Below are 26,217 nucleotides of genomic sequence, written 5' to 3'. Positions count from 1 at the left end.
GGGCTTCGCCTCACGGCCGGCGCCCCCGGAACCGGCGCCGCTCGGCCGGCGCCAGGTGCGGCGGCTCGTCGGCCAGCCGTACGACCGGATCCTCCGGTCCCTCCCGGCCGGCCACCACCGGCCGTTCGGCACGCAGGGCCTTGGCCCGGTACTGGGCTGCGTCGGCGAGCCGGAACAGCCGCCGGGCGTCGCCCACTTCCCCGATCGGATCCTCGGTCGAGGCGACCCCGCACGCCACCCCCTCCCCCGGCTCCAACTCCCCTGCCCTGCGGCACAGTTCGTCGGCCGCCTTGACCACGTCGTCGGCGGCCGGGCCGACCGCCAGGAGGCAGAACTCGTCCCCGCCGAGCCGCGCCACCAGCGCGCCCGGCACCATCGCGCCGCACAGCGACAGCACCGAGCCGAAACGCTCCAGCAACCGGTCGCCGACGGCGTGCCCCAGGGTGTCGTTGACCCGCTTCAGCCCGTTGAGGTCGCAGACGACCAGGCTGACCACCACGCCCTCGGCGCGGTGCCGCTCCACGGCCTCCTCCAGACGCACATCGACGGCCCGGCGGTTGGCGAGTCCGGTGAGGGCGTCGGTGTAGGCGAGCCGGCGGGCCTCCTCCAGCTGCTCGGTCTGCGCTAGCCCGGCGGCGACGACGGAGGCCAGCACGGTGGCGAAGTCGGCGTCGCCCCGGTCGAACACGGGCGCCCCGACGGCGCGGGCGACGTGCAGCTCGCCCCACGCCCTGCCGTGCAGCACGACGGGTGCGACGACGCAGCAGCCGCGGCCCCGGCGGCGCAGGGCGGCGACGCGGTGGTGGAAGTAGCCCGGGGTGCCGGCGGCGGTCCCCTCGGCCGTCTCCACCCACGCGTTCGGGCCGCCCCCGCCGGCCCACCGCTCGTGCAGGAACTCGGTGATCTCCGGGAACTGGTGCACCGGATAGGCCTCGGCCTCGGGGAACTCCTCCTCGTCCGGGCGCCGGTCCCCCACGTTCACCAGGACCCGCAGCCGGCCCAGCTCCCGCTCCCACACCGACAGCGCGGCGAAGCTGCCGTCCAGCGCCCGGCAGGCGCCGAGTGCGGCGGCCTGCCACGAGTCCCGCGGGGTGTGCGCCGCCGCCATGCCCTGCGCCAGCGCCACGACTGCGGCTAGCCGCCTGTCCTCGCCCATTCCTCCAGGTTAGGGAGGATTTGAGGGATTCGGGACATTGGTGGGGCGATCAGGTGGACGGCCCCGCGGCCACCGGCTCGGGAGCGCGGACCGTCTTCATTCGCCGGGCCACTGCGGCTTGCGCTTCTCGTTGAAGGCCGCCACACCCTCCGCCCGGTCCCCGGAGAAGGCCACCGTCCGCCACGCCGCGTCCTCGACCTCCAGGCCGGCGCGCAGATCCAGCCCGTGCCCCAGCCGCAGCGCCCGCTTGGCAGCCCGCAGACCGACCGGCGAGTTACCGGCGATCCGGGCACCCAGCGCCAACGCCTCCTCGCGGTCCCGGCCGTCGTCCACCAGCTGGTCCACCAGCCCCAGCTCGGCCGCCTCCGCCGCCTCCACCCGCCGCGCCGAGAAGATCAGTTCCGCCGCGCGCGCCGCCCCGATCCGCCGTGGCAGCAGCTGCGTGCCGCCGCCCCCGGGGATCACGCCCACGGACACCTCCGGCAGCCCGACCACCGCCGTGCGGTCGGCCACGATCAGGTCGCAGGACAGGGCCAGTTCGAAGCCGCCGCCGAGCGCGAACCCGTGCACCGCCGCGATCGTCGGCATGGGCAGCTCCAGCACCCCCGTGTACGCCCCGCGCGTCACCGGCCGCTGCCGCCGAAGATCCGCGTCGCTGAAGGAGTTCCGCTCCTTGAGGTCCGCCCCGACGCAGAACGCCCGCTCGTGGGACGAGGTCAGCACCACCACGCGGGCGTCCTGGTCGGCGGCCAGCGCCGCGCAGGCACCGGAGAGGGAGCGGGCCATCTCCGTCGAGACGGCGTTCATGGCTTTGGGCCGGTCCATGACCAGTTCCGCGACATGCCCGTGCCGCCGCACCAGCACGAACTCCCCGAACCGCTCCTCGCTCATGACACCCTCCGGCTCACCGTGTTAACGCGGGTTAACGTCTGTCGGCCCGATCATCGCAGCCGTACTCCACCTCGGGAAAGTCCAGGGGGCTACGCCCGTTCGAGTGACATCCCGGCCGTCTCACCCCACATCGCCCACAGGAGCGCATAGCGTGCGTCCGCCACGGCGCGCCCGGGGCGCGCGGCGGGAGGGGAACCATGTCACCGATACGTGCACAGTCCCGTACGCGAGATGCGGGAGACACGGAAGACACGGCGCAGGCGCCGGCCCGGAGGCCCGCACAGCGCGGCGAGCCGGACGGCGGTGCGTTCGGCGTACGGCGTGGGCGCCACCGCAAACCACGCCCCCGCAAGGTGCTGCTCGCCGCCGGCGGTCTCGCGCTCGCGGCAGGCGTGCTCAGCCTGGTCCGGGTCGCGCCGGAGTCGGGGGCCGGCTCCCCGGGCACGGCGGAGGCCGAGCCCCGCCTCGGCGCGGGCGGCGGCGCCACGGACCACGCGGCGAACACCGCCGCCACGCTCGCCGCCGGCCCCACCGCACTTCCCTCGGCGACCTCCGTCATGGGCGGCAGTAGCCCCGCCCCGAGCGGCACCGCCGCGGCCCGGGCCACCACCGGCCCGGCCGCGCCCACCACATCCGCCGGCGGCACCGCCGTACCGGCCGCGACCACCGTCCCGACCGGCCCGGCCGCCCCACCGCGGCCCTCGGCGACGGTGTCCGCGCCACGCCCGGACCCGACGGCCTCCGCGCCCGCGTCGACCACTCCGGCACCCGGCCACAGCACGGCGGCCCCGGGCCCGGGCGGGCTGTGCGTGCCGGTGCTCGGCCTGTGCGTGGACCTGCGCGGCGGCACGGGGCACTAGTGGGCCGGGGCGTCACGAGCGGGGCGGGCCCGGTGTCAGGCCCGGCTGTCGCGGCGGGCCCGGTGTCAGGCCCGGCTGTCGCGGCGGGCCCGGTGTCAGGCCCGGCTGTCGCGGCGGGCCAGCAGCCAGGGCTCGACCACGCCGAGGCCGCGCACCGGGCGCTGCCACATCGGCTGGAGCGCGAAACGGTAGGTCGGCGGCTCCTCGCCCTCCTTTTCGGCGGCCGCCGCGGCCTCGGCCGCCTCCGCCTCGGAGGCGGGAGCCTCCCCGGTGCGGATCAGCTCCTCGGCGAAGGCGCTGTCCACCAGCACGGCGTCCCGCGGGGCTATCGACGTCAGCCGGGAGGCCAGGTTCACCGTCGTACCGAACACGTCGCCCATGCGCGTGGTGACCGTCCCGAAGGCCATGCCCACGCGCAGCTCCGGCATGGTCTCGTCGTTCGCCAGCGTCTCGACCAGCCGCAGCGCGATGTCCGCGGCCGTGCCCGCGTCGTCCGCCGCGTACAGCACCTCGTCACCGAGGGTCTTGATGAGCCGGCCGCCACGCGCCGCCACCAGGTCGGCGGCGGTGGTCTCGAAGGCCTCGACCAGCTCCCCGAGCTCCTCCTCCTCCATCCGGCGGGTCAGCCGGGTGAACCCCACCAGGTCGGCGAAGCCGACGGCCAGGCGCCGGTCGACCATCTCCTCGTCGTCCGCCGACTGCACGACCCGTCCGGCCGAGGCGGCGAGCTGCCGCCGCCACACGTACACCAGGAACTCCTCCAGCTCGGGCAGGAGCAGCTCCACGATCGGGTACGTCACCTCGGTGCGGGTCATGCCGGGCTCGGGCGGCTCGGTCAGGCCCTCCAGGAAGGAATCCATCTGCCACTCGGCCAACCGGGCGGTGGTCTGCCCGGTGGACCGGGCCACCTGCACCGCCATGGCCTCGCTGAGCAGTCCGGCCTCGACCAGACCGGCGAGGCGGCGCAGCGCGAGTACGTCGGCCTCCGTCAGCGCCTTGGCCTGGCCGATGTCGGCGAAGCCCATGGCCCGCCAGAAGCGTGACGCCAGCTCCATGGAGACACCGGCGCTGCGGGCCGCCTGGAACGGCGTGTACCGGCGCTCGGCGCCCAGGATGAGCTGTTCGAGGCGCAGGGCCAGCGGGTCCTCGCCGGGATCGGCGGCGTCCGCACCCGCGCCGGAGCCCGTGTCGTCGACGGTCACGCCTGCTGCCCTTCCGATCTGCCGCGGTCACGTTTCGACCGGCCTCAACTCTACGGCAGGTGTGCGCCAGCTCACTCCGTCGGGTTGGGCCGCGAGCATGTGCTCGGTACCGGGTGCATGGTCCTTCGCCCCGGTGGATGTGCTGGTCAGGTCCGGGTGGCGGGGCACCGTCGCAGGGCCGGGCCGCAGGTGGCTGGTCGCGCGGGTCCCCGCGCCCCTTCGGGGCGCGGCGGCAGCGGCACCCGCAAGCGGCAGCGCACCTCCGGCGCCGCGCCCCTACGCGGGTCGCAGGTGCACGATGTCCCCCGCCCCCACGGGCTCCTGCACGCCCTCCGCCGTGGCGATGACCAGCCGCCCGTCCCCGTCGACCGCCACGGCCTCGCCCACGATCGACCGGTCACCCGGCAACTCGGCCCGCACGGAGCGCCCCAGCGTCGCGCACCCCGCCGCGTACGTCTCCTGGAGCCCGCACGCCGACGGATCGCCTCCCGCCGACCGCCACCGCCCGTACCAGTCCTCCAGCGACCGCAGCACCGCCCGCAGCAGCGGATCCCGGTCCGTGCCCACCGCCCCGGCCAGCGTCAGCGACCCGGCCTGCGGCACCGGCAGCTCCTCCGCCCGCAGCGTGACGTTGATGCCGACGCCGATGACCACACCGTCCTCGCCGGCCCGCTCCGCGAGGATGCCGCCCGCCTTGCGTTCCTCCCCGCCCACGGTCACCAGCAGGTCGTTCGGCCACTTCAGGGCCGTGTCGACGCCCGCCGCCCGGGACAGCCCGGTCGCCACGGCGACGCCCGTGAGCAGCGGCAGCCAGCCCCACCGGGCCACCGGGACCCCGGCGGGCCGCAGGAACACCGAGAAGAACAGGCCCGAACGTGCCGGCGCCGTCCACCGGCGGTCCAGACGGCCCTTGCCCGCCGTCTGCTCCTCGGCCACCAGCACGGCCCCCTCCGCGGCCTTCCCCGCGGCGACCAGGGCGACCAGGTCGGAGTTGGTGGAGCCGGTGCGCTGCACCACGTCCACCTGGCTGTACAGGCTTCCCTCCCGGACCAGCGCCCGCCGCAGCGCCGCGGCGTTCAGGGGCGGGCGCTCCAGTTCGGACCAGCGGCTGTCATCTGATGCATTGTGCGGCGTCATGCAAGCCACCCTAGGTGTGGGAAACGCCGCACTGCCGACCCACAGGCCCAGCACTACTCTACGGATGAGTAACCGTCCCCCCTTTTGAGCAGGCAGGGAGCCGCATCCCGATGTCCGAGCCGGAAGAGCGTCAAGAGATCCACGAGACTCGAGGGATCGATATCCACACGACCGCGGGGAAGCTCGCGGATCTGCAGCGTCGCATCCATGAGGCGACGCACGCCGGCTCGGAACGCGCCGTCGAAAAGCAGCACGCCAAGGGCAAGCTGACGGCCCGTGAGCGCATCGAGCTCCTCCTCGACGAGGGTTCCTTCGTCGAGCTGGACGAGTTCGCCCGGCACCGGTCCACGAACTTCGGGCTGGAGAAGAACCGCCCGTACGGGGACGGGGTCGTCACCGGCTACGGCACCGTCGACGGCCGCCCGGTCGCCGTCTTCTCGCAGGACTTCACCGTCTTCGGCGGCGCCCTCGGCGAGGTCTACGGCCAGAAGATCGTCAAGGTCATGGACTTCGCGCTGAAGACCGGCTGCCCGGTCATCGGCATCAACGACTCCGGCGGCGCCCGGATCCAGGAGGGTGTCGCCTCCCTCGGCGCGTACGGCGAGATCTTCCGCCGCAACACCCACGCGTCCGGCGTGATCCCGCAGATCAGCCTGGTCGTCGGCCCGTGCGCCGGCGGCGCGGTGTACTCCCCGGCGATCACCGACTTCACGGTCATGGTCGACCAGACCTCGCACATGTTCATCACCGGCCCGGACGTCATCAAGACGGTCACCGGCGAGGACGTCGGCTTCGAGGAGCTGGGCGGCGCCCGGACGCACAACGCGACCTCCGGCGTGGCGCACCACATGGCCGGGGACGAGAAGGACGCCATCGAGTACGTCAAGCAGCTGCTGTCGTACCTGCCGTCGAACAACCTGTCCGAGGCCCCGGTCTTCCCCGAGGAGGCCGACCTCGCCGTCAACGACGAGGACCGCGAGCTGGACACCCTCGTCCCGGACAGCGCGAACCAGCCGTACGACATCCGCACGGTGGTCGAACACGTCCTGGACGACGGCGAGTTCTTCGAGACGCAGGCCCTGTTCGCGCCCAACATGGTCACCGGCTTCGGGCGGGTGGAGGGCCATCCGGTCGGTGTCGTCGCCAACCAGCCGATGCAGTTCGCCGGCTGCCTGGACATCGACGCCTCCGAGAAGGCCGCCCGGTTCGTGCGCACCTGCGACGCCTTCAACATCCCGGTGCTGACCTTCGTGGACGTCCCCGGCTTCCTGCCCGGCGTCGGCCAGGAGCACGAGGGCATCATCCGCCGCGGCGCGAAGCTGATCTTCGCCTACGCCGAGGCCACCGTCCCCCTCATCACGGTCATCACCCGCAAGGCCTTCGGCGGCGCCTACGACGTCATGGGGTCCAAGCACCTGGGCGCCGACCTCAACCTCGCCTGGCCGACCGCCCAGATCGCCGTCATGGGCGCCCAGGGCGCGGTCAACATCCTGCACCGCCGCACCATCGCCGAGGCGGAGTCCGCCGGAGAGGGTGAGGCCACCCGGGCCCGGCTGATCCAGGAGTACGAGGACACCCTCCTCAACCCCTACATCGCGGCCGAGCGCGGCTACATCGACGCGGTGATCATGCCGTCCGACACCCGCGCCCACATCGTCCGCGGCCTGCGTCAGCTGCGTACCAAGCGGGAATCCCTGCCTCCGAAGAAGCACGGCAACATCCCCCTGTAAGGAGCCGCTGTGACGATCAGAGTCGTACGGGGCAACCCGACCCCCGAGGAGCTGGCCGCCGCTCTGGCGGTGGTCCGCGCCCGCGCCGCGGCGGCGGCAGCCGAGCCGCCCGGCGCGGAGGGACCGAGGGACGCGTGGTCCGACCCGGGCAGGATCGCGTCCGCCCACCTCCCCAAGCCGGGTCCGGCGTCCTGGACCCGCACCTACTGGCCCGGCTGAGGTCCGAAGGGGCGCGGGACCACCCGCAGAGGTACAGCTCGGGGCGCCACCTGAGTACCCGTACTCAGGCGCCCGCCCCCAGGGGGCCGCACGCTGGACGAGTGTTGTGGTCAGACCCCGAAGACGAGCCGCCGAAGGACATGCGCGAGGCGCACGACATGCTTCGGCGGCTCGGCCTCCTCATGGCGCTGGCCATGGTCCTGGCCATGCTGGTCATCGGCCTGAGGTGAGCCGGACGGGCGCCCGCTGGCTAACCTGGCCGCATGACTGCCAAGCCACGCCGCCGCCTGATCCTCGCCTCCCAGTCCCCCGCCCGCCTGGGCCTCCTGCAGCAGGCCGGCCTCTCACCGGAGGTGATCGTCAGCGGCGTCGACGAGGACGCCGTCACCGCCCCCACCCCGGCGGAGCTGGCGCTCGCCCTGGCCGAGGCGAAGGCCTCCGTCGTGGCGGCCAAGCCGGAGGTGCAGGGCGCCCTGGTGATCGGCTGCGACTCGGTGCTGGAGCTGGACGGCCAGGCCCTCGGAAAGCCCGCCGACGGCGAGGAGGCGACCGCCCGCTGGAAGGCGATGCGCGGGCGGGCCGGGACCCTCCAGACGGGGCACTGCATCTGGGACACGCAGGCCAAGCGGTACGTGTCCGCGACCGCCTCCACCGTCGTCCGTTTCGGTGAACCCAGCGACGAGGAGATCGCGGCGTACGTGGCCTCCGGCGAACCCCTCTACGTCGCCGGGGCCTTCACCCTGGACGGCCGTTCGGCGCCGTTCATCGAGGGCATCGACGGCGACCACGGGAACGTGATCGGCATCAGCCTGCCCCTGGTGCGCCGGCTGCTCGCCGAACTGGGCATCGGCATCACGGAGTTGTGGGCGCCGGCCGAGTGACCCCGGCGGGCACGGAGTCCTGCGGCGCGTCGTCACCGCCCCGCGGCTCGTCCGCCCGGGGCGACGGCACCGCCGCCGCCTCCGGGGCCGTGGCCGGCCCGGGCTCGGCCTCGGCCGCCGGGCCGCCGTCCTCCCCCGCTCCACCGCCGGGCGCGGCCGGCTGGGTTCCGCCGTCACGGTCGTACGTCATCAGGAGCAGCACCACGAGGCCGAGTACGACCACCATGAACAGGAACGCCGTCCAGCCGACCAGGCCCCAGGCGAAGGCGCCCAGCAGGCCGTGCACGACCGCCACGCTGATGAGCAGGACACGCCCGAAGCCCGCGGGCGCGCGGTCGCGGATCGCGACCAGGGCGGCGACCAGCGCGCACAGCGCGAAGTAGAGGCCGAAGACGACGCCGCCGATCTTCGAGGACGCCGACATCAGGTGCGGATCGAGGCCGGCCAGGGACATCTTCTGCCGGTCGACGACAACACCCAGGAACCAGTTCAGCGCCGCGATGAAGACCGCCTCCGCCAGGAGGACGACCGCCACGACCCATGCCACCGGTCTGCGCACCACCGGTCCCACCCACTTCCCAGCCCCGCGACTGTTACCCCAGGTACGTTCGAGTCATCGTGAACGCTACTAACGGGTAAACCCCGGGACAAGGGTTCGGGCAGCAGCAAAGAATCATTGGGCCATTCGTAGGGACTCGACAAAGAAACAGAGTGGGCCGCAGCACGCTCTCACAGAGACCTTGACCACATAGGCGGGCTAGGGTTTCCCGGAGGACCCCTGCGTACAGCGGTGCGACAAGGGTTTTCGCGGGTCGAGCGAGCCTCGAATCACGCTCCGTGTGGGCAAGCTCACCACTGGGGACGGGTCGAAGTGCCGTGTCGGCAGTCCCTAAACTCGGCTTGTTTCAAGGAGGGAGCCTCAATCGTGCGCAAGGTGCTCATCGCCAACCGTGGCGAAATCGCTGTCCGCGTGGCCCGGGCCTGTCGGGACGCCGGGATCGCGAGCGTGGCCGTCTACGCCGACCCGGACCGGGACGCTCTGCATGTCCGCGCCGCGGATGAGGCGTTCGCCCTGGGCGGTGACACCCCGGCCACCAGCTACCTGGTCATTGACAAGATCCTGAACGCGGCGCGGGAGGCCGGTGCGGACGCCGTCCATCCGGGCTACGGCTTCCTCTCGGAGAACGCCGACTTCGCCCAGGCCGTTCTCGACGCCGGCCTGATCTGGATCGGCCCGCCCCCGCATGCCATCCGCGACCTCGGCGACAAGGTCGCCGCCCGCCACATCGCCCAGCGCGCCGGCGCCCCCCTGGTCGCCGGCACCCCCGACCCCGTCTCCGGTGCCGAGGAGGTCGTGGCCTTCGCCGAGGAGCACGGCCTGCCCATCGCCATCAAGGCGGCCTTCGGCGGCGGCGGCCGCGGCCTGAAGGTCGCCCGCACGCTGGATGAAGTCCCCGAGCTGTACGAGTCCGCCGTCCGCGAGGCGGTCGCCGCCTTCGGCCGTGGCGAGTGCTTCGTCGAGCGCTACCTGGACCGCCCCCGCCACGTCGAGACCCAGTGCCTGGCCGACAAGCACGGCAACGTGGTCGTCGTCTCCACCCGTGACTGCTCCCTGCAGCGCCGCCACCAGAAGCTGGTGGAGGAGGCCCCGGCGCCGTTCCTCTCCGACGAGCAGGTCGCCGAGCTGTACCGCGCCTCCAAGGCCATCCTGAAGGAGGCCGGCTACGAGGGCGCGGGCACCTGTGAGTTCCTGGTCGGCCAGGACGGCACGATCTCCTTCCTGGAGGTCAACACCCGTCTCCAGGTCGAGCACCCGGTGACCGAGGAGGTCGCCGGCATCGACCTGGTCCGCGAGATGTTCCGCATCGCCGACGGCGAGGAACTCGGCTACGACGACCCGGTCCTGCGCGGCCACTCCTTCGAGTTCCGCATCAACGGCGAGGACCCGGGCCGCAACTTCCTGCCCGCCCCCGGCACGGTCACCCGGTTCGACGCCCCCTCCGGCCCGGGCGTCCGCCTGGACGCCGGCGTGGAGGCCGGCAGCGTGATCGGCCCGGCCTGGGACTCCCTGCTCGCCAAGCTGATCGTGACCGGCCGTACCCGCAAGGAGGCCCTGGAGCGGGCCGCCCGCGCGCTGGACGAGTTCCAGGTCGAGGGCATGGCCACGGCGATCCCCTTCCACCGCGCGGTGGTCAGGGATCCGGCGTTCGCCCCCGAACTGACCGGCTCCGAGGACCCGTTCACGGTCCACACCCGCTGGATCGAGACCGAGTTCGTCAACGAGATCAAGCCGTTCGCCGCCCCCGCCGACACCGAGGCGGAGGAGGAGACGGGCCGCGAGACGGTCGTCGTCGAGGTCGGCGGCAAGCGCCTGGAGGTCTCCCTCCCGGCCTCCCTCGGCATGTCCCTGGCCCGCACGGGCCTCGCGGCCGGCGCCAAGCCGAAGCGCCGCGCGGCGAAGAAGTCCGGCCCGGTCGCCTCGGGCGACACCCTCGCCTCCCCGATGCAGGGCACGATCGTCAAGGTCGCCGTCGAGGAGGGCCAGGAGGTCAAGGAGGGCGACCTGGTCGTCGTCCTGGAGGCCATGAAGATGGAACAGCCCCTCAACGCCCACAAGGCGGGCACCATCAAGGGGCTGAGCGCCGAGGTCGGCGCGTCCATCACCTCGGGCGCCGCGATCTGCGAGATCAAGGACTGACGGCAAGCTGCACAGTGACGCCCGGCGGACCGACTGCTCCGGTCTGCCGGGCGTCACCCTTTTCCGAGGCACGCGGACGGCCCACGCCCCCGAGGGGCAGCCGGCCCAGGGGCGCGGGACTGCGCTCGCCATGCGGCTCCGCCGCGTGGACGCGAACGACCACGACGCACCCGCACCCGCACCCGCACCGGCCCAAAACCCGAAGCCTCACGGCGATCAGGCACCGAACCCGGCCGAGCCGCGAAGCTAACGCCGCCGCAGATCAGCGACGCGCCCCCGCTCGACACCCGCCGGCTCCCCGTACCCCGCCCCCGCACGGATCGCCATGCCCCTGCGCGGCCCCGGCAGGGGAGCGCGCCGCGCCGGGGCCTGCTCACCCCCCGGAGGGGCTCCGTTCGCCCCGGCCACGGCGATCTGCACCCCCTGATCGGCCAAAGCCTGCAACTCGGTGGCGGCACGGTCGTCGTGCGCCGGGGGCTCGTCGGTGACCAGCCGGGTGATGACGTCGGTCGGCACCGTCTGGAACATCGTGTCCGTGCCGAGCTTGGTGTGGTCCGCGAGGACCACCACCTCCGCGGCGGCCTGGACGAGGGCCCGGTCGACGGACGCCGAGAGCATGTTGGAGGTGGACAGGCCGCGCTCGGCCGTCAGGCCGCTTCCGGAGAGGAAGGCCTTCGACACCCGCAGTCCCTGGAGGGACTGCTCGGCGCCGGAGCCGACGAGGGCGTAGTTGGAGCCGCGCAGGGTGCCGCCGGTCATCACCACCTCCACCCGGTTGGCATGGGCCAACGCCTGGGCGACCAGGAGGGAGTTGGTGACGACGGTCAGGCCGGGCACGCGCGCGAGGCGGCGGGCCAGCTCCTGCGTGGTCGTACCGGCCCCCACCACGATGGCCTCGCCTTCTTCGACGAGGCCCGCAGCGAGGTCGGCGATGGCCGTCTTCTCGGCGGTCGCGAGATGCGACTTCTGCGGGAAGCCGGACTCCCGCGTGAACCCGCCCGGGAGTACCGCACCGCCGTGCCGGCGGTCGAGGAGTCCTTCTGCCTCCAGTGCCCGCACGTCCCGCCGTACGGTCACTTCGGAGGTCTGGACGACGCGGGCGAGTTCACGGAGCGACACGGCACCGTTCGCTCGCACCATTTCGAGGATCAGTTGGCGACGTTCAGCAGCGAACACGAAACTGACAGTAACCCCAGCGACCGTCTGCTTTCAGCAGTTTGCGCCGAATAACAGAAGTTGTTCGCATGGCAGGGTGCGAAGTGGTATAGGACCTAGTCGGCCCGACTATGCCGTACGCACTCGCGGCAACTCCCCGTGACCAGCGGGAAGTCGGAGCCGGCCATCAGACCTCCGCGCCGGCCTTGCGGGTGTGCAGCTGCCGGGCCACCTCCGCGATCGACCCCGAAAGGGAGGGGTACACCGTGAACGCGTTCGCGATCTGTTCGACCGTCAGATTGTTGTCGACGGCGATCGAGATGGGGTGGATCAGTTCCGAGGCGCGCGGCGCCACGACCACACCGCCGACCACGATGCCCGTGCCCGGCCGGCAGAAGATCTTGACGAAGCCGTCCCGGATGCCCTGCATCTTGGCGCGCGGGTTGCGCAGCAGGGGCAGCTTGACCACCCTCGCGTCGATCTTGCCCGCGTCCACGTCCGCCTGCGTGTAGCCGACCGTGGCGATCTCGGGGTCGGTGAAGACGTTGGAGGAGACGGTCTTCAGGTTCAGCGGGGCCACCGCGTCGCCGAGGAAGTGGTACATGGCGATGCGGCCCTGCATGGCGGCGACGGAGGCCAGGGCGAAGACGCCGGTCACGTCACCGGCGGCGTAGACGCCGGGTGCGGTCGTCCTCGACACCTTGTCGGTCCAGATGTGACCCGACTCGCGCAGTTTGACGCCGGCCCCCTCCAGGCCGAGTCCCGCGCTGTTCGGGATGGCACCGACGGCCATCAGGCAGTGCGAGCCGGTGATGACCCGGCCGTCGGCCAGCGTCACCTCGACCTGGTCGCCGACGCGCTTGGCGGACTGCGCGCGGGAGCGGGCCATGACGTTCATGCCGCGGCGCCGGAAGACGTCCTCCAGCACGGCGGCGGCGTCCGGGTCCTCGCCGGGCAGCACGCGGTCGCGGGAGGAGACGAGGGTGACCTTGGATCCGAGGGCCTGGTAGGCACCGGCGAACTCCGCGCCGGTGACACCCGATCCGACCACGATCAGCTCTTCCGGCAGCTCGGTGAGGTCGTAGACCTGGGTCCAGTTGAGGATGCGCTCGCCGTCCGGCTGGGCGTCGGGCAGCTCGCGCGGGTGACCCCCGGTCGCGATCAGCACGGCGTCCGCGGCGAGTGTCTCCTCGGTGCCGTCGGCGGCGGTGACGACGACCTTCCGGGACCCGTCGAGGGCCTGCATGCCCTCCAGGCGGCCGCGTCCGCGCATGACCCGGGCACCGGCGCGGGTGACGGAGGCGGTGATGTCGTGCGACTGCGCGAGCGCGAGCCGCTTCACCCGCCGGTTGACCTTCCCCAGGTCCACCCCGACCACCCGGGCCGCCTGCTCCAGCGGCGGGGTGTCGTCGGCGACGATGATGCCCAGCTCCTCGTAGGAGGAGTCGAAGGTGGTCATCACCTCGGCCGTGGCGATCAGGGTCTTCGACGGCACGCAGTCGGTCAGCACCGACGCTCCGCCCAGACCGTCGCAGTCGACGACGGTCACCTCCGCACCGAGCTGGGCGGCCACCAGCGCCGCTTCATATCCGCCGGGTCCGCCACCGATGATCACGATCCGAGTCACGTACTCCATTGTCCCGCACGCTTCAAGGTGCTACTGCCCGGGGGCGCGAACCGGCTCACTCCTGGGGCTCGAGAGGCAGACGTGGCCCCTGCCGTACCCTCTCTCCATGTCGCTCTATGCCGCGTACGCCGGCAACCTCGACGCGCGCCTGATGTCCCACCGCGCCCCGCACTCCCCGCTGCGCGCCACCGGCTGGCTGAACGGCTGGCGGCTGACGTTCGGCGGCGAGCAGCTGGGCTGGGAGGGCGCGCTGGCGACGATCGTCGAGGACCCGCTCGCGCAGGTCTTCGTCGGCCTGTACGACATCGCACCCATGGACGAGGAGTCCCTCGACCGGTGGGAGGGCGTCGGCTTGGACCTCTACCGCCGGATGCGCGTGCGCGTGCACACCCTCGACGGCGAGGAGGCGGCGTGGACGTACGTGCTCAACGGCTATGAGGGCGGACTGCCCTCAGCCCGCTATCTGGGCGAGATCGCCGACGCGGCGGAGTCGGCGGGGGCGCCCCACGACTACGTGATGGAACTGCGGAAGCGGCCCTGCTGAGCGGCCCCGCTCCCCAAAGAGCCAGGACGTCCGCCTCACCGACGTCCGATCGCGGCCGCCGCCCCCTTCGTCGGAAACGACAAGACAACGATCCCCATCCCGTGACGTCTGTCATCTACGCGCGTAGGCGAAGAGCGGCTACCCTCATCCACGTGAACGCATCTCTTCTTCCGGACGACATCAAGGGCGACCCGTACGCCGCCGCCGACGCCGCCGCCGCGCGCCTGCGCGAACTGACCGGCGCCGAGACCCACGACGTCGCCCTCGTGATGGGCTCCGGCTGGGCTCCGGCTGTCGACGCCCTGGGCGCACCCGACGCCGAGTTCCAGGTCACCGAGCTGCCCGGCTTCCCGCCGCCGGCCGTCGAGGGGCACGGCGGCAAGATCCGCTCGTACGCCTTCGGTGACAAGCGCGCGCTGGTCTTCCTGGGCCGCACGCACTACTACGAGGGCCGTGGCGTCGCCGCCGTCGCCCACGGCGTGCGCACCGCGGTGGCCGCCGGCTGCAAGACCGTGGTCCTCACCAACGGCTGCGGCGGTCTGCGCGAGGGCATGCGTCCGGGCCAGCCGGTCCTGATCAGCGACCACATCAACCTGACGGCCACCTCCCCGATCGTCGGCGCCAACTTCGTCGACCTGACCGACCTCTACTCCCCCCGCCTGCGCGCCCTGTGCAAGGAGATCGACCCCTCTCTGGAGGAGGGTGTCTACGCGCAGTTCCCCGGCCCGCACTACGAGACCCCGGCCGAGATCCGCATGGCCCGTGTCATCGGCGCGGACCTGGTCGGCATGTCCACGGTCCTGGAGGCCATCGCCGCCCGTGAGGCCGGCGCCGAGGTGCTGGGCATCTCCCTGGTCACCAACCTGGCGGCCGGCATGACCGGTGAGCCCCTCAACCACGAGGAGGTCCTCCAGGCGGGCCGCGACTCGGCGGCACGCATGGGCCAGCTGCTGGGCCAGGTGCTGGGCAAGCTGTAGACGCCGCCGAGCCCGTCCGCCTGCTTCCCGGGCCGACCGGGTCGGGTGGGCGGTGGGAGACGGGGTTCGGGGGCGGAGCCCCCCGGTCGGACCGGGCGACACGGACCAGGCAAACACGGAGAGGTTGATCCCAAGGTGCACGACGATCTGATGGCCAGGGCCCACGCATGGCTCGCCGAGGACCCGGACCAGGAGACCCGCGACGAACTGGCCAAGCTGATCGACGCCGGTGACACGGCGGAGCTCTCGGCCCGCTTCAGCGGCACCCTGCAGTTCGGCACCGCCGGCCTGCGCGGGGAACTCGGCGCCGGCCCGATGCGCATGAACCGCAGCGTCGTCATCCGCGCCGCCGCCGGCCTCGCCGCGTACCTCAGGAAGAACGGCCACACCGGCGGACTCGTCGTCATCGGCTACGACGCCCGCCACCGGTCCGCCGACTTCGCCCGGGACACCGCCGCCGTGATGACCGGCGCCGGCCTGCGTGCCGCCGTACTCCCCCGCCCGCTGCCCACCCCCGTCCTGGCCTTCGCCATAAGGCACCTGGGCGCGGTCGCGGGCGTCGAGGTCACCGCCAGCCACAACCCGCCCCGGGACAACGGCTACAAGGTCTACCTCGGCGACGGCTCCCAGATCGTGCCGCCCGCCGATACGCAGATCGCCGCCGAGATCGACGCGATCGCCACCCTGCACGACGTACCCCGCCCGGACTCCGGCTGGGAGACCCTCGACGACGCGGTCCTGGACGCCTACCTGGCCCGTACGGACGCCGTACTGGCCCCCGGCTCCCCGCGCACCGCCCACACGGTCTACACGGCCATGCACGGCGTAGGCCGGGACGTCCTGCTGGCCGCCTTCGCACGGGCCGGCTTCCCCGAGCCGGTGCTGGTCGCCGAGCAGGCCGAGCCGGACCCGGACTTCCCGACGGTCGCCTTCCCGAACCCGGAGGAGCCGGGCGCGATGGACCTGTCGTTCGCACAGGCCCGTGCGATCGACCCCGACCTGGTCATCGCCAACGACCCCGACGCCGACCGCTGCGCGGTGGCCGTCAAGGACGGCACCGACTGGCGCATGCTGCGCGGCGACGAGGTCGGCGCGCTGCTCGCCGCCCACCTGGTCCGCCGGGGCGCGAGCGGCACCTTCGCCGAGTCGATCGTCTCCTCCTCCCTGCTCGGCCGCATCGCCGAGAAGGCGGAACTGCCCTACGAGGAGACCCTGACCGGCTTCAAGTGGATCGCCCGGGTGGACGGCCTGCGCTACGGCTACGAGGAGGCCCTCGGCTACTGCGTGGACCCGGACGGCGTGCGCGACAAGGACGGCATCACCGCGGCACTGCTGATCACCGAGCTGGCGTCGGTGCTGAAGGAGGAGGGCCGCACCCTCCTCGACCTCCTCGACGACCTCGCCGTCGAACACGGGTTGCACGCCACCGACCAGCTCTCGGTCCGCGTCCAGGACCTCTCCCTGATCGCGGACGCGATGCGCCGCCTGCGCGAGCAGCCGCCGACCGGGCTGGCGGGCCTGCCCGTGGTGCGCGCCGAGGACCTGACCCGGGGCACCGACAGGCTCCCGCCGACGGACGGCCTGCGCTACACGCTCGACGGGGCCCGGGTGATCGTCCGCCCGAGCGGCACCGAGCCGAAGCTGAAGTGCTACCTGGAGGTCGTCGTACCGGTCGCGGACCACGCCGCCCTCCCGGCGGCCCGCGCCCGGGCCACGGAACTGCTCACCGCCATCAAGCGGGACCTGTCGGCGGCCGCCGGCATCTGAGGCGGAACGGCGGCCGGGGTGGCCCCCGCAGGAGGGCCACCCCGGCCGTTCACGGTGCGGCGCCGGAACGCGCCGCCGCAGGATGCCCGGGACTCACCCGGTGGCCAGCAGGATCGCCAGCACGACCGCGCCCGCCAGCGCCGGTCCGAGCACCTCGTAGGCCCAGCGCACGGTGGTCTCGCCGTGGGCCGTCTCCCTGCCCTCGTGCCGCTCGTGGAAGGAGCGCAGGTCGTTCATCCACTGGTCGGTCTCCGCCCGCGTCGGCCCGGAGTCGGCGCCCGTCGCCAGCCCGAACCCGCCCCTGCTGACGCCCAGGCGACGGGCCTGTGCCGCGCCGCCCTCGGTCCCCTCCGTCCCCGCCCGCACCTGCCGGCGCGCCGCCCGCTTGCGGGCCCGCAGCGAGACCGGGATGGCCCACAGCTGGTACTTGGTGCCGGACGTGGCCACGACCTCGTTGGAGTAGGCGGAGCGCAGGGCGGCGATCTCGCCCCAGGGCAGGGTGATCACCCGGAAGGGGTTGCGGATGCGCAGCCGGTCGTCGTTGGCGAACACCGCGGGGCGCAGGGTGAAGGCGATCACCAGCGGGACGACCAGGATCATCCCGGCGAGCGCCAGCCACGGCGTGCGGCCGTGGCCGCGGAACAGCGCATCGAAGCCCAGCCAGCCGATGAGACCGAGCAGCAGCACACCGCTCGGAATGGCCAGGGGCGAGCGGTAGATCCGGTCCTTGAACACGGACTCCGGAGGCTGTGACGCGGGCGACTGGGGGTCGGGGGTGGTCATGGGCCAAGTCTGCATGACACCGGCGGCGGTGCCGTCATGCGCCCCGGAACCGGCGCTCATCCGTGATCTCGCCAGGGGAGATGAGCCCCGGGGCTATACATTCGCTACGCGCGTAGATATGCTCGTCTGGTGACCATGCCCACTACCGCACCCACAGCTCACGCTCTCGCCGACGTCACCGCGTCCGACAGCACGCTGCGCCGCTTCCTGCACGGGCTGCCCGGCGTCGACGCGGTCGGCCTGGAGGCGCGCGCCGCGTCTCTCGGCACCCGTTCCATCAAGACCACCGCGAAGGCGTACGCCATCGACCTCGCCATCTCGATGGTCGACCTGACGACGCTGGAAGGCGCGGACACCCCGGGCAAGGTCCGGGCGCTCGGCGCCAAGGCGGTCCACCCCGACCCCACCGACCGTACGGCCCCGACCACGGCCGCGGTCTGCGTCTACCCCGACATGGTGGCCGTCGCCAAGGAGGCCGTCGCCGGCTCCGGCGTGAAGGTCGCCTCGGTCGCCACCGCGTTCCCGGCGGGCCGCGCCGCCCTCGAGGTGAAGCTGGCGGACGTCCGCGAGGCCGTCGCCGCCGGCGCCGACGAGATCGACATGGTCATCGACCGGGGCGCGTTCCTCGCCGGCAAGTACCTGAAGGTGTACGACGAGATCGTCGCCGTGAAGGAGGCCTGCGGCGAGGCCGCCCGGCTGAAGGTCATCTTCGAGACGGGCGAGCTGTCGACGTACGACAACATCCGCCGCGCCTCCTGGCTCGGCATGCTCGCCGGGGCCGACTTCATCAAGACCTCGACGGGCAAGGTGGCGGTCAACGCCACGCCCGCCAACACCCTGCTGATGCTGGAGGCCGTACGGGACTTCCGCGCCCAGACCGGTATCCAGGTGGGCGTGAAGCCGGCCGGCGGCATCCGCACCTCCAAGGACGCCGTCAAGTTCCTGGTCCTGGTCAACGAGACCGCGGGCGAGGACTGGCTGGACAACCACTGGTTCCGCTTCGGCGCCTCCTCGCTGCTGAACGACCTGCTGATGCAGCGTCAGAAGCTGGCCACCGGCCGCTACTCCGGCCCCGACTACGTGACGGTGGACTGATCCCCCATGGCTTTTGAGTACGCACCCGCGCCCGAGTCGCGCTCGATCGTCGACATCGCCCCCTCCTACGGCCTGTTCATCGACGGCGAGTTCGTGGACGCCGCCGACGGAAAGGTCTTCAAGACGGTCAGCCCGTCGACGGAGGAAGTGCTCTCCGAGATCGCCCAGGCGGGCGCCGAGGACGTCGACCGTGCCGTCAGGGCCGCCCGCAAGGCCTTCGAGAAGTGGTCGGCGCTGCCCGGTTCCGAGCGCGCCAAGTACCTGTTCCGCATCGCCCGCATCATCCAGGAGCGCAGCCGCGAGCTGGCCGTCCTGGAGACGCTGGACAACGGCAAGCCGATCAAGGAGACGCGCGACGCGGACCTCCCGCTGGTCGCCGCGCACTTCTTCTACTACGCGGGCTGGGCGGACAAGCTCGGCCACGCCGGCTTCGGCGCGAACCCGCAGCCGCTCGGCGTGGCCGGCCAGGTCATCCCCTGGAACTTCCCGCTGCTGATGCTGGCGTGGAAGATCGCACCGGCCCTCGCGACCGGCAACACGGTCGTCCTGAAGCCGGCCGAGACCACCCCCCTGTCCGCGCTCTTCTTCGCGGACGTCTGCCGCCAGGCGGGCCTGCCCAAGGGTGTCGTCAACATCCTCCCGGGCTACGGCGACGCGGGCGCCGCGCTGGTCGCGCACCCGGACGTGAACAAGGTCGCCTTCACCGGCTCCACGGCCGTCGGCAAGGAGATCGCCCGCACGGTCGCGGGCACGAGCAAGAAGCTCACCCTGGAGCTGGGCGGCAAGGGCGCCAACATCGTCTTCGACGACGCCCCGATCGACCAGGCCGTCGAGGGCATCGTGGGCGGCATCTTCTTCAACCAGGGCCAGGTCTGCTGCGCCGGCAGCCGCCTGCTGGTGCAGGAGTCGATCCACGACGAGCTGCTCGACGCCCTCAAGCGCCGCCTCTCCACCCTCCGCCTCGGCGACCCGCTGGACAAGAACACCGACATCGGCGCGATCAACTCCGCCGAGCAGCTGGCCCGGATCACGGCGCTGGCCGAGCAGGGCGAGGCGGAGGGCGCCGAGCGCTGGTCCCCGGCCTGCGAACTGCCGTCGTCCGGCTACTGGTTCGCCCCGACGCTCTTCACGAACGTCACCCAGGCGCACACCATCGCCCGCGACGAGATCTTCGGCCCGGTGCTGTCGGTCCTCACCTTCCGCACCCCGGACGAGGCGGTCGCCAAGGCGAACAACACGCAGTACGGCCTGTCGGCGGGCATCTGGACCGAGAAGGGCTCGCGGATCCTGGCGGTCGCGGGCAAGCTCCGCGCGGGAGTGGTCTGGTCCAACACGTTCAACAAGTTCGACCCGACCTCGCCGTTCGGCGGCTACAAGGAGTCGGGCTTCGGCCGCGAGGGCGGCCGTCACGGCCTGGAGGCTTACCTCGATGTCTGACCGTTTGAGCGTCTTCAAGACCTACAAGCTGTACGTCGGCGGGAAGTTCCCGCGTTCCGAGAGCGGCCGGGTGTACGAGGTGACGGACTCGAAGGGCAACTGGCTGGCGAACGCTCCCCTGTCCTCGCGCAAGGACGCCCGGGACGCGGTGGTCGCCGCGCGCAAGGCGTTCGGCGGCTGGTCCGGCGCGACGGCGTACAACCGCGGCCAGGTCCTCTACCGTGTCGCGGAGATGCTGGAGGGCCGGCGCGAGCAGTTTGTGCGCGAAGTGGCCGACGCGGAGGGCCTGTCCAAGCCGAAGGCGGCCGCGGTCGTGGACGCCACGATCGACCGCTGGGTCTGGTACGCGGGCTGGACCGACAAGATCGCCCAGGTGATCGGCGGGGCGAACCCGGTCGCGGGGCCGTTCTTCAACCTCTCCTCCCCCGAGCCGACGGGTGTCGTCGCGGTGCTGGCTCCGCAGGAGTCGTCGTTCCTGGGTCTGGTGTCGGTGCTCGCTCCGGTGATCGCCACCGGCAACACGGCGGTCGTGGTGGCGAGCGAGAAGTCCCCGCTGCCCGCGCTGTCCCTGGCCGAGGTCCTGGCCACCTCCGACGTGCCGGGCGGTGTCGTCAACGTCCTGTCCGGCCGTACGGCGGAGCTCGCGGCGCCGCTGGCCGCGCACCAGGACGTCAACGCGATCGACCTCGCGGGTGCCGACGGGGATCTGGCGAAGGAGCTGGAGATCGCGGCGGCGGACAATCTGAAGCGGGTCCTTCGTCCACAGCCTGTGGATTACTCCGAGACGCCGGGCGTCGACCAGATGACGGCGTTCCTGGAGACGAAGACCGTCTGGCATCCGACCGGTTCGCTGGGCGCCTCCGGCTCGTCGTACTGACAGCCGGAAGACAGGACGAGAGCCGCGCCTCCCCTCCGTCCGGGGGAGACGCGGCTCTCTCGTCGACGCTCAGCCGCCGAGCCCCAGGCTTCCCAGCACCCCTGCGAGTCCCTCCGCCGCCGGTACCGCCCCGATCGGACCCGTCCGGGCGATGGGGCCGGTCAGGCCGGTGAGGTCGCCGCCGTCGGCGGCGGGCGTGGCGCGGGTACGGGTGATCAACGTGGACCGGAAGCCCCGCGCGGAGCCGCCGACGTGCCGCACCGCTCCGGCCGGCGCCAGGCCGGCCTGCGGGCGGACGCTGTCGAGCGAAGTGGGCCGCACCGGCACCCTGGTGACGGCACCGGTGTCCGCGGACGCCGCCGCCACGCCCGCGCCCACCGCCGCCGAGGCGGTCGCGAGGACGATCAGGGCGCGCTGCGCGGTGCGGTGGAGGGGGCAGGCGTGTCGTGCCATGTCGGGGCCAACCTTCTGAAGCACGGAGTGACAGTGTAGACACGCAGGGTAGTTGAGGCGCGAGTCACGCTCAAAAGCCGACCCGCGGGGTCGGCAGGCGCGCCGCCATACGTCAAACTGGTGTTCCGTGAGCATTCATCCCCCGTCCCACGCCCGTGTCGCGCTGCTGTGCGGTCCCTCGGGCTCGGGCAAGTCCCTCGTCGCCGCCCGTTCCGGGCTCCCCGTCCTGCGTCTGGACGACTTCTACAAGGAGGGTGACGACCCGACTCTGCCCCTGGTGGAGGGGAGTTCGGACATCGACTGGGACCACCCGGGCTCGTGGGACGCCGAGGTGGCGGTCGAGGCCATCGCCCGGCTCTGCGCGGCGGGTTCGGCGCCGGTGCCGGTGTACGACCTCGCGCTGAGCGCCCGTACCGGCGAGGAGACGCTGCACATCGGCCGTACCCCGCTGTTCATCGCGGAGGGCGTGTTCGCGGCGGAGATCGTCGACCGGTGCCGCGCGCTGGGGTTGCTCGCGGACGCGCTGTGTCTGACCCGCGGCCCGGTCGTCACCTTCCGCCGGCGGTTCCTGCGGGACCTGAAGGAGGGCCGCAAGTCGGTGCCGTTCCTGCTGCGTCGCGGCTGGCGGCTGATGCGCGCCGAACGCTCGATCGTCGCCCGCCAGGTGTCATTGGGTGCGCACCCCTGCGACCGTGACGAGGCGCTGGACCGGCTGGCGGCAGCGGCGGCGGGCCGGCAGGCACGTCAGCAGACCGCGGCGTAGGTGCCGGCCGCACACGCAAAAGCGGGACTGGGCAGGCCCCCCGGCCCTCCAGTCCCGCTCCTGTGCTCCCCCGTGTCCCCCCGGGTCATCCCCCGATGACCCCTGACCTTCAGGCGACCAGTTCGCCGAAGGCGTCCTCCTCGTCACGGCCGAAGCTGAGGACGTCGTCCTCGCGCAGCCGGCGCAGGGACCGCCAGATGCTGGACTTCACCGTGCCGACGCTGATGCCGAGGATCTCCGCGATCTCCGGGTCCGTACGGCCCTCGTAGTAGCGCAGGACCAGCATGGTGCGCTGCAGTTCGGGCAGTCGCGCCAGCGCCTGCCACAGGACCGCGCGCAGTTCGGTGCCGCGCATCGCGTCCGTGTCGGAGGGCGTCTCCGGCAGTTCCTCGGTCGGGTACTCGTTGAGCTTGCGGCGCCGCCAGGCGCTGATGTGCAGGTTGGTCATGGTGCGGCGGAGGTATCCGCCGACCGCCGCCTTGTCGCTGATCCGCTCCCACGCCCTGTACGTCGAGAACAGCGCGCTCTGCAGCAGGTCCTCGGCCTCGAAGCGGTCGCCGGTCAGGTGGTAGGCGGTGGCGTACAGGGAGGCGCGTCGCTCCTGGACGTAGGCGGTGAACTCCGCCTCCGTCAGGGAACGGCGCTGCTCCCCCGAGTCCTCCCTGTACGCGTTTCCCCCGTGCGTCTCCCCCGTGTGCGCGTCAACCACCGTCATGTAGGCGGTGTGCTGACGCCCGGTGCCGCGAGCGCACCCCCGCCCGCTCACGGCACCGGACTTCTCGGAACCCCGGTGCACATCGTGCAGACGCGTGATTACGGCGCTGGTGCTGATGCTGTGCAGCGTGTTCATCTCGCGCTCCCCGTCGTGGACTTCCGGTGGTTCGGTCCTGCCGGGCCGGCTCTCCGCTCCCCGTCGGCCCGTGCCCAAAAGACTGCCGGGGTGACTTCATGGCCGTGTCTGTCGACTGTCACAGACCTGTCACAGGGGCTCTGCCCAGGACCGTCACAGGAGGTGCACAGATGGTGGCGGTGGGAAAGGCCCGGTGTCGGCGGGTCGTACGACAGCCCGTCCATGGGCCAGAATGAGCCCGTGCCTTCCCTGTTGCTGATCGAGGACGACGACGCCATCCGCACGGCCCTGGAGCTCTCCCTGACGCGCCAGGGACACCGGGTGGCGACCGCTGCCAGCGGTGAGGACGGTCTGAAGCTGCTGCGCGAACAGCGGCCCGACCTGATCGTGCTGGACGTCATGCTGCCCGGCATCGACGGCTTCGAGGTGTGCCGGCGCATCCGGCGCACCGACCAGCTGCCGATCATCCTGCTGACCGCGCGCAGCGACGACATCGACGTGGTCGTCGGACTGGAGTCCGGCGCCGACGACTATGTCGTCAAGCCGGTCCAGGGCCGGGTGCTGGACGCCCGGATCCGGGCCGTGCTGCGGCGCGGGGAACGCGAGTCCAGCGACTCGGCGACCTTCGGCAACGTGGTCATCGACCGGTCGGCGATGACCGTGACGAAGAACGGCGAGGACCTCCAGCTGACCCCGACCGAGCTGAGGCTGCTGCTGGAACTGAGCCGGCGGCCCGGTCAGGCGCTGTCGCGGCAGCAGCTGCTGCGGCTGGTGTGGGAGCACGACTACCTGGGCGACTCCCGGCTGGTGGACGCGTGTGTGCAGCGGCTGCGCGCCAAGGTCGAGGACGTGCCCTCGTCCCCGACCCTGATCCGCACCGTCCGTGGTGTCGGCTACCGCCTGGACGCGCCTCAGTGACGGACACGCAAGGGGGGCTGCGTGGCTGGTCCGCGCGCCGCAGGGGGAGTCTGTCGCGGCTCAGGTTCACCAGCCTCAGGCTGCGTCTGGTCGTCGTCTTCGCGCTGGTGGCCCTGACGGCCGCCGTATCGGCGTCCGGCATCGCCTACTGGCTGAACCGGGAAGCGGTGCTCACGCGCGCCCAGGACGCGGTGCTGCGCGACTTCCGCCAGGAGATGCAGAACCGCGCCGGCGCGCTGCCCGCGCACCCCACACAGGACCAACTGCAGCGCGCGGCCGGCCAGATGGCTGCGAGCAGCCAGCACTTCAGCGTGCTGCTGGTCGCCCAGGACGCCGCGGGCAAGACGGTGTACGGCAACTCGGGCGGCATCAACGGCTTCGCGCTGGAGGACGTGCCCAAGTCGCTGCGCGCGGCCGTGAACAAGCAGCAGAAGGTCACCGACACCAACGACGAGCCGTACCACCTGTACTGGCAGCGGGTCGTGGACCACGGCACGCCGTACCTGGTGGCCGGCACGAAGGTGATCGGGGGCGGCCCGACCGGCTACATGGCCAAGTCCCTCGAGCCGGAGGCGAAGGACCTCGACTCGCTGGCCTGGTCGCTGGGCATCGCCACCGGTCTCGCGCTGATCGGCGCCGCACTGCTCGCGCAGGCCGCCGCCACGACCGTGCTGAAGCCGGTGCACCGGCTGGGCGTGGCCGCGCGGCGGCTCGGCGAGGGCAGACTGGACACCCGGCTGCGGGTGTCCGGCACGGACGAACTGGCCGACCTCTCGCGGACGTTCAACAACGCCGCCGAGGCGCTGGAGGAGCGGGTCGCGGAGATGGCCGCGCGGGACGAGGCCTCGCGCCGGTTCGTCGCCGACATGAGCCATGAGCTGCGCACGCCGCTGACCGCCATCACCGCTGTGACGGAGGTGCTGGAGGAGGAGCTGGAGTCCGAGGCCGGCGGCATCGACCCGATGATCGAGCCCGCGGTACGGCTCGTGGTGAGCGAGACCCGCCGGCTGAACGACCTGGTCGAGAACCTGATGGAGGTCACCCGCTTCGACGCGGGCACCGCCCGGCTGGTGCTGGACGACGTCGACCTCGCCGACCAGATCACCGCCTGCATCGACGCCCGCGCCTGGCTGGACGCGGTCGAGCTGGACGCCGAGCGCGGCCTGCACGCCCGCCTCGACCCGCGCCGGCTCGACGTCATCCTCGCCAACCTGATCGGCAACGCGCTCAAGCACGGCGGGTCGCCGGTGCGGGTCTCGGTGCGCGAGGCGGACGACGAGATCCTGATCCAGGTCCGCGACCACGGCCCCGGCATCCCCGAGGACGTCCTGCCGCACGTGTTCGACCGCTTCTACAAGGCGAGCGCATCCCGGCCGCGCTCCGAGGGCAGCGGACTGGGTCTGTCGATCGCCATGGAGAACGCCCACATCCACGGCGGCGAGATCACCGCCGCCAACTCTCCCGACGGTGGCGCGGTGTTCACCCTGCGACTGCCACGGGACGCCTCCCGGCTGACCGAGGAGGCGGACGAGACGAAGAACGACGACCACCACAGCAAGACCGACGACGGTCCCGGAAAGGAGGGGTCATGACCGTACGAAGCGTGCTCGCGCTGCCCCTCCTGGGCCTGCTGCTCACCGGCTGCGGCATCCGGGCCACCCAGGTGCCGACCGACTTCGGTGCGGCGCCCTCCCGGGTGCCGTGCTCGCTGGCCGGGCCCGACCTGGCCACGCAGTCCCCGCAGGGCGTGCCGGTGCAGGTCTTCCTGCTCTGCGGGGCGTCCCTGGTGACCGTCGACCGGACGGTACGGGTCCCGGAGGGCACCCCGGACGCGCGGCGCCGGGTGATCCTGGCGCAGGGGCTGCTGGCCCAGCTCGCCGCGCGGCCCTCCGCCGCGGAGCGCTCGGCGGGCTATTCGACGTACGTGCCGGGCGGCGTCACCGTGCGGGGGCCCGGTCCGAAGGATCCCGAGGAGACGCTCCGGCTGAGCGCGGCGCCGTCCCGTCTCACCTCCTACGCCCTGGCCCAGCTGGTCTGCACCCTCTCCGACTCGGCGGCGACGGAGGGCGACGGCTCGGTCATCCTGGGCGGCCCCGGCACGGGGCCCGTCCACCGCTACGCATGCACCGGCGACGTGCGCGACCGCCCCGGCAACGTCCAGCCGCCGTCCAGCGAGGTGGCGGGTACCTAGCGCTGC

At 72.4% G+C, this 26,217-nt stretch carries 26 protein-coding genes; 16 read left to right on the top strand and 10 right to left on the bottom strand.

Annotated features, from left to right (window positions below):
• Positions 1-10 precede the first annotated feature (10 nt).
• Positions 11-1,156, bottom strand: coding sequence for a sensor domain-containing diguanylate cyclase (locus tag ABZ919_RS07370; RefSeq protein ID WP_361243753.1), 1,146 nt, complete (start codon positions 1,154-1,156; stop codon positions 11-13).
• A 96-nt stretch (positions 1,157-1,252) separates the two neighbouring features.
• Entirely contained in the window at positions 1,253-2,047 is a 795-nt protein-coding gene (locus tag ABZ919_RS07365) for an enoyl-CoA hydratase-related protein (protein WP_361243751.1), read from the bottom strand.
• Between the two features lie 197 nt (positions 2,048-2,244).
• Here ABZ919_RS07365 and ABZ919_RS07360 point away from each other — a divergent pair, with 197 nt between their 5' ends.
• Positions 2,245-2,907, top strand: coding sequence for a hypothetical protein (locus tag ABZ919_RS07360; RefSeq protein ID WP_361243749.1), 663 nt, complete (start codon positions 2,245-2,247; stop codon positions 2,905-2,907).
• A gap of 95 nt (positions 2,908-3,002) precedes the next feature.
• Here the strand turns inward: ABZ919_RS07360 and ABZ919_RS07355 are convergent, their stop codons facing one another.
• A complete protein-coding gene (locus tag ABZ919_RS07355) occupies positions 3,003-4,109 on the bottom strand; it encodes an adenylate/guanylate cyclase domain-containing protein (protein ID WP_361243747.1) in 1,107 nt (368 codons plus the stop codon).
• A 276-nt stretch (positions 4,110-4,385) separates the two neighbouring features.
• Positions 4,386-5,246 carry a biotin--[acetyl-CoA-carboxylase] ligase gene (locus ABZ919_RS07350; protein WP_361243745.1) on the bottom strand — a complete coding sequence of 287 codons (861 nt, stop codon included), beginning with the start codon at positions 5,244-5,246 and terminating at the stop codon, positions 4,386-4,388.
• 110 nt (positions 5,247-5,356) lie between these two features.
• Here ABZ919_RS07350 and ABZ919_RS07345 point away from each other — a divergent pair, with 110 nt between their 5' ends.
• The 4 genes from ABZ919_RS07345 (at position 5,357) to ABZ919_RS07330 (ending at position 8,076) form a co-directional block, all read left to right on the top strand.
• Positions 5,357-6,976, top strand: coding sequence for an acyl-CoA carboxylase subunit beta (locus ABZ919_RS07345; RefSeq protein ID WP_361243743.1), 1,620 nt, complete (start codon positions 5,357-5,359; stop codon positions 6,974-6,976).
• A gap of 9 nt (positions 6,977-6,985) precedes the next feature.
• Positions 6,986-7,195: an acyl-CoA carboxylase epsilon subunit gene (locus ABZ919_RS07340; protein WP_361243741.1), complete on the top strand. Its 210-nt coding sequence runs from the start codon at positions 6,986-6,988 to the stop codon at positions 7,193-7,195.
• Between the two features lie 101 nt (positions 7,196-7,296).
• A complete protein-coding gene (locus tag ABZ919_RS07335; RefSeq protein WP_361243740.1) occupies positions 7,297-7,425 on the top strand; it encodes a hypothetical protein in 129 nt (42 codons plus the stop codon).
• A 33-nt stretch (positions 7,426-7,458) separates the two neighbouring features.
• Positions 7,459-8,076 carry a nucleoside triphosphate pyrophosphatase gene (locus ABZ919_RS07330; RefSeq protein WP_361243738.1) on the top strand — a complete coding sequence of 206 codons (618 nt, stop codon included), beginning with the start codon at positions 7,459-7,461 and terminating at the stop codon, positions 8,074-8,076.
• Here the strand turns inward: ABZ919_RS07330 and ABZ919_RS07325 are convergent.
• Positions 8,048-8,647, bottom strand: coding sequence for a hypothetical protein (locus ABZ919_RS07325; protein ID WP_361243736.1), 600 nt, complete (start codon positions 8,645-8,647; stop codon positions 8,048-8,050). The genes ABZ919_RS07330 and ABZ919_RS07325 overlap by 29 nt on opposite strands.
• Positions 8,648-9,001: 354 nt before the next feature.
• Here ABZ919_RS07325 and ABZ919_RS07320 point away from each other — a divergent pair, with 354 nt between their 5' ends.
• Positions 9,002-10,774, top strand: coding sequence for a biotin carboxylase N-terminal domain-containing protein (locus ABZ919_RS07320; RefSeq protein WP_361243734.1), 1,773 nt, complete (start codon positions 9,002-9,004; stop codon positions 10,772-10,774).
• 246 nt (positions 10,775-11,020) lie between these two features.
• Here the strand turns inward: ABZ919_RS07320 and ABZ919_RS07315 are convergent, their stop codons facing one another.
• Both ABZ919_RS07315 and ABZ919_RS07310 read right to left on the bottom strand, forming a co-directional pair.
• Complete coding sequence (locus tag ABZ919_RS07315) at positions 11,021-11,950, bottom strand: DeoR/GlpR family DNA-binding transcription regulator (RefSeq protein ID WP_361243732.1); 930 nt, start codon at positions 11,948-11,950, stop codon at positions 11,021-11,023.
• Between the two features lie 166 nt (positions 11,951-12,116).
• Entirely contained in the window at positions 12,117-13,565 is a 1,449-nt protein-coding gene (locus tag ABZ919_RS07310) for an NAD(P)H-quinone dehydrogenase (protein ID WP_361243730.1), read from the bottom strand.
• Between the two features lie 97 nt (positions 13,566-13,662).
• Here ABZ919_RS07310 and ABZ919_RS07305 point away from each other — a divergent pair, with 97 nt between their 5' ends.
• The 3 genes from ABZ919_RS07305 to ABZ919_RS07295 all read left to right on the top strand — a co-directional run bounded on the left by ABZ919_RS07305 (position 13,663) and on the right by ABZ919_RS07295 (position 16,844).
• Positions 13,663-14,100, top strand: a complete 438-nt coding sequence (locus ABZ919_RS07305; protein WP_361243728.1) for a gamma-glutamylcyclotransferase — start codon at positions 13,663-13,665, stop codon at positions 14,098-14,100.
• Between the two features lie 152 nt (positions 14,101-14,252).
• A complete protein-coding gene (locus ABZ919_RS07300) occupies positions 14,253-15,077 on the top strand; it encodes a purine-nucleoside phosphorylase (protein ID WP_361243726.1) in 825 nt (274 codons plus the stop codon).
• Between the two features lie 135 nt (positions 15,078-15,212).
• Positions 15,213-16,844: a phospho-sugar mutase gene (locus ABZ919_RS07295; RefSeq protein ID WP_361243724.1), complete on the top strand. Its 1,632-nt coding sequence runs from the start codon at positions 15,213-15,215 to the stop codon at positions 16,842-16,844.
• 93 nt (positions 16,845-16,937) lie between these two features.
• On the opposite strand, the gene ABZ919_RS07290 is transcribed toward ABZ919_RS07295, so the two are convergent.
• Complete coding sequence (locus ABZ919_RS07290) at positions 16,938-17,627, bottom strand: PH domain-containing protein (protein WP_361243722.1); 690 nt, start codon at positions 17,625-17,627, stop codon at positions 16,938-16,940.
• A gap of 135 nt (positions 17,628-17,762) precedes the next feature.
• On the opposite strand from ABZ919_RS07290, the gene deoC reads away from it, so the two are divergent.
• The 3 genes from deoC to ABZ919_RS07275 are packed head-to-tail and all read left to right on the top strand — an operon-like array spanning position 17,763 to position 21,036.
• Positions 17,763-18,722 (top strand): deoxyribose-phosphate aldolase, encoded by a 960-nt coding sequence (gene deoC / locus ABZ919_RS07285; protein ID WP_361244087.1) that lies wholly within the window; start codon positions 17,763-17,765, stop codon positions 18,720-18,722.
• Positions 18,723-18,728: 6 nt separating this feature from the next.
• A complete protein-coding gene (locus ABZ919_RS07280) occupies positions 18,729-20,159 on the top strand; it encodes an aldehyde dehydrogenase family protein (protein ID WP_361243720.1) in 1,431 nt (476 codons plus the stop codon).
• Positions 20,152-21,036, top strand: coding sequence for an aldehyde dehydrogenase family protein (locus ABZ919_RS07275; protein ID WP_361243718.1), 885 nt, complete (start codon positions 20,152-20,154; stop codon positions 21,034-21,036). Before ABZ919_RS07280 ends, ABZ919_RS07275 begins: the two co-directional genes overlap by 8 nt.
• 69 nt (positions 21,037-21,105) lie before the next feature.
• Here ABZ919_RS07275 and ABZ919_RS07270 read toward each other — a convergent pair whose 3' ends face one another.
• Complete coding sequence (locus ABZ919_RS07270; RefSeq protein WP_361243717.1) at positions 21,106-21,489, bottom strand: hypothetical protein; 384 nt, start codon at positions 21,487-21,489, stop codon at positions 21,106-21,108.
• A gap of 127 nt (positions 21,490-21,616) precedes the next feature.
• Between ABZ919_RS07270 and ABZ919_RS07265 the strand changes: the two genes are divergently transcribed.
• On the top strand, positions 21,617-22,252 hold the full coding sequence (locus tag ABZ919_RS07265; RefSeq protein ID WP_361243715.1) for a uridine kinase: 636 nt from the start codon (positions 21,617-21,619) through the stop codon (positions 22,250-22,252).
• 109 nt (positions 22,253-22,361) lie between these two features.
• Here ABZ919_RS07265 and ABZ919_RS07260 read toward each other — a convergent pair whose 3' ends face one another.
• Positions 22,362-23,102: a SigE family RNA polymerase sigma factor gene (locus tag ABZ919_RS07260; RefSeq protein ID WP_361243713.1), complete on the bottom strand. Its 741-nt coding sequence runs from the start codon at positions 23,100-23,102 to the stop codon at positions 22,362-22,364.
• A 240-nt stretch (positions 23,103-23,342) separates the two neighbouring features.
• Between ABZ919_RS07260 and afsQ1 the strand changes: the two genes are divergently transcribed.
• The 3 genes from afsQ1 to ABZ919_RS07245 are packed head-to-tail and all read left to right on the top strand — an operon-like array spanning position 23,343 to position 26,211.
• Positions 23,343-24,020: a two-component system response regulator AfsQ1 gene (gene afsQ1, locus ABZ919_RS07255; RefSeq protein WP_026248263.1), complete on the top strand. Its 678-nt coding sequence runs from the start codon at positions 23,343-23,345 to the stop codon at positions 24,018-24,020.
• Entirely contained in the window at positions 24,017-25,612 is a 1,596-nt protein-coding gene (locus ABZ919_RS07250) for a HAMP domain-containing sensor histidine kinase (RefSeq protein WP_361243711.1), read from the top strand. The genes afsQ1 and ABZ919_RS07250 overlap by 4 nt, the downstream gene beginning before the upstream one ends.
• On the top strand, positions 25,609-26,211 hold the full coding sequence (locus ABZ919_RS07245) for a hypothetical protein (RefSeq protein WP_361243709.1): 603 nt from the start codon (positions 25,609-25,611) through the stop codon (positions 26,209-26,211). Before ABZ919_RS07250 ends, ABZ919_RS07245 begins: the two co-directional genes overlap by 4 nt.
• The last annotated feature ends 6 nt before the right edge of the window (positions 26,212-26,217 follow it).

It is taken from the genome of Streptomyces sp. NPDC046759, from assembly GCF_040645475.1.
Taxonomy (GTDB): domain Bacteria; phylum Actinomycetota; class Actinomycetes; order Streptomycetales; family Streptomycetaceae; genus Streptomyces.
The sequence above is the reverse complement of the archived record's forward strand: the minus strand, read 5'-3'. Positions and strand labels throughout refer to the sequence as shown.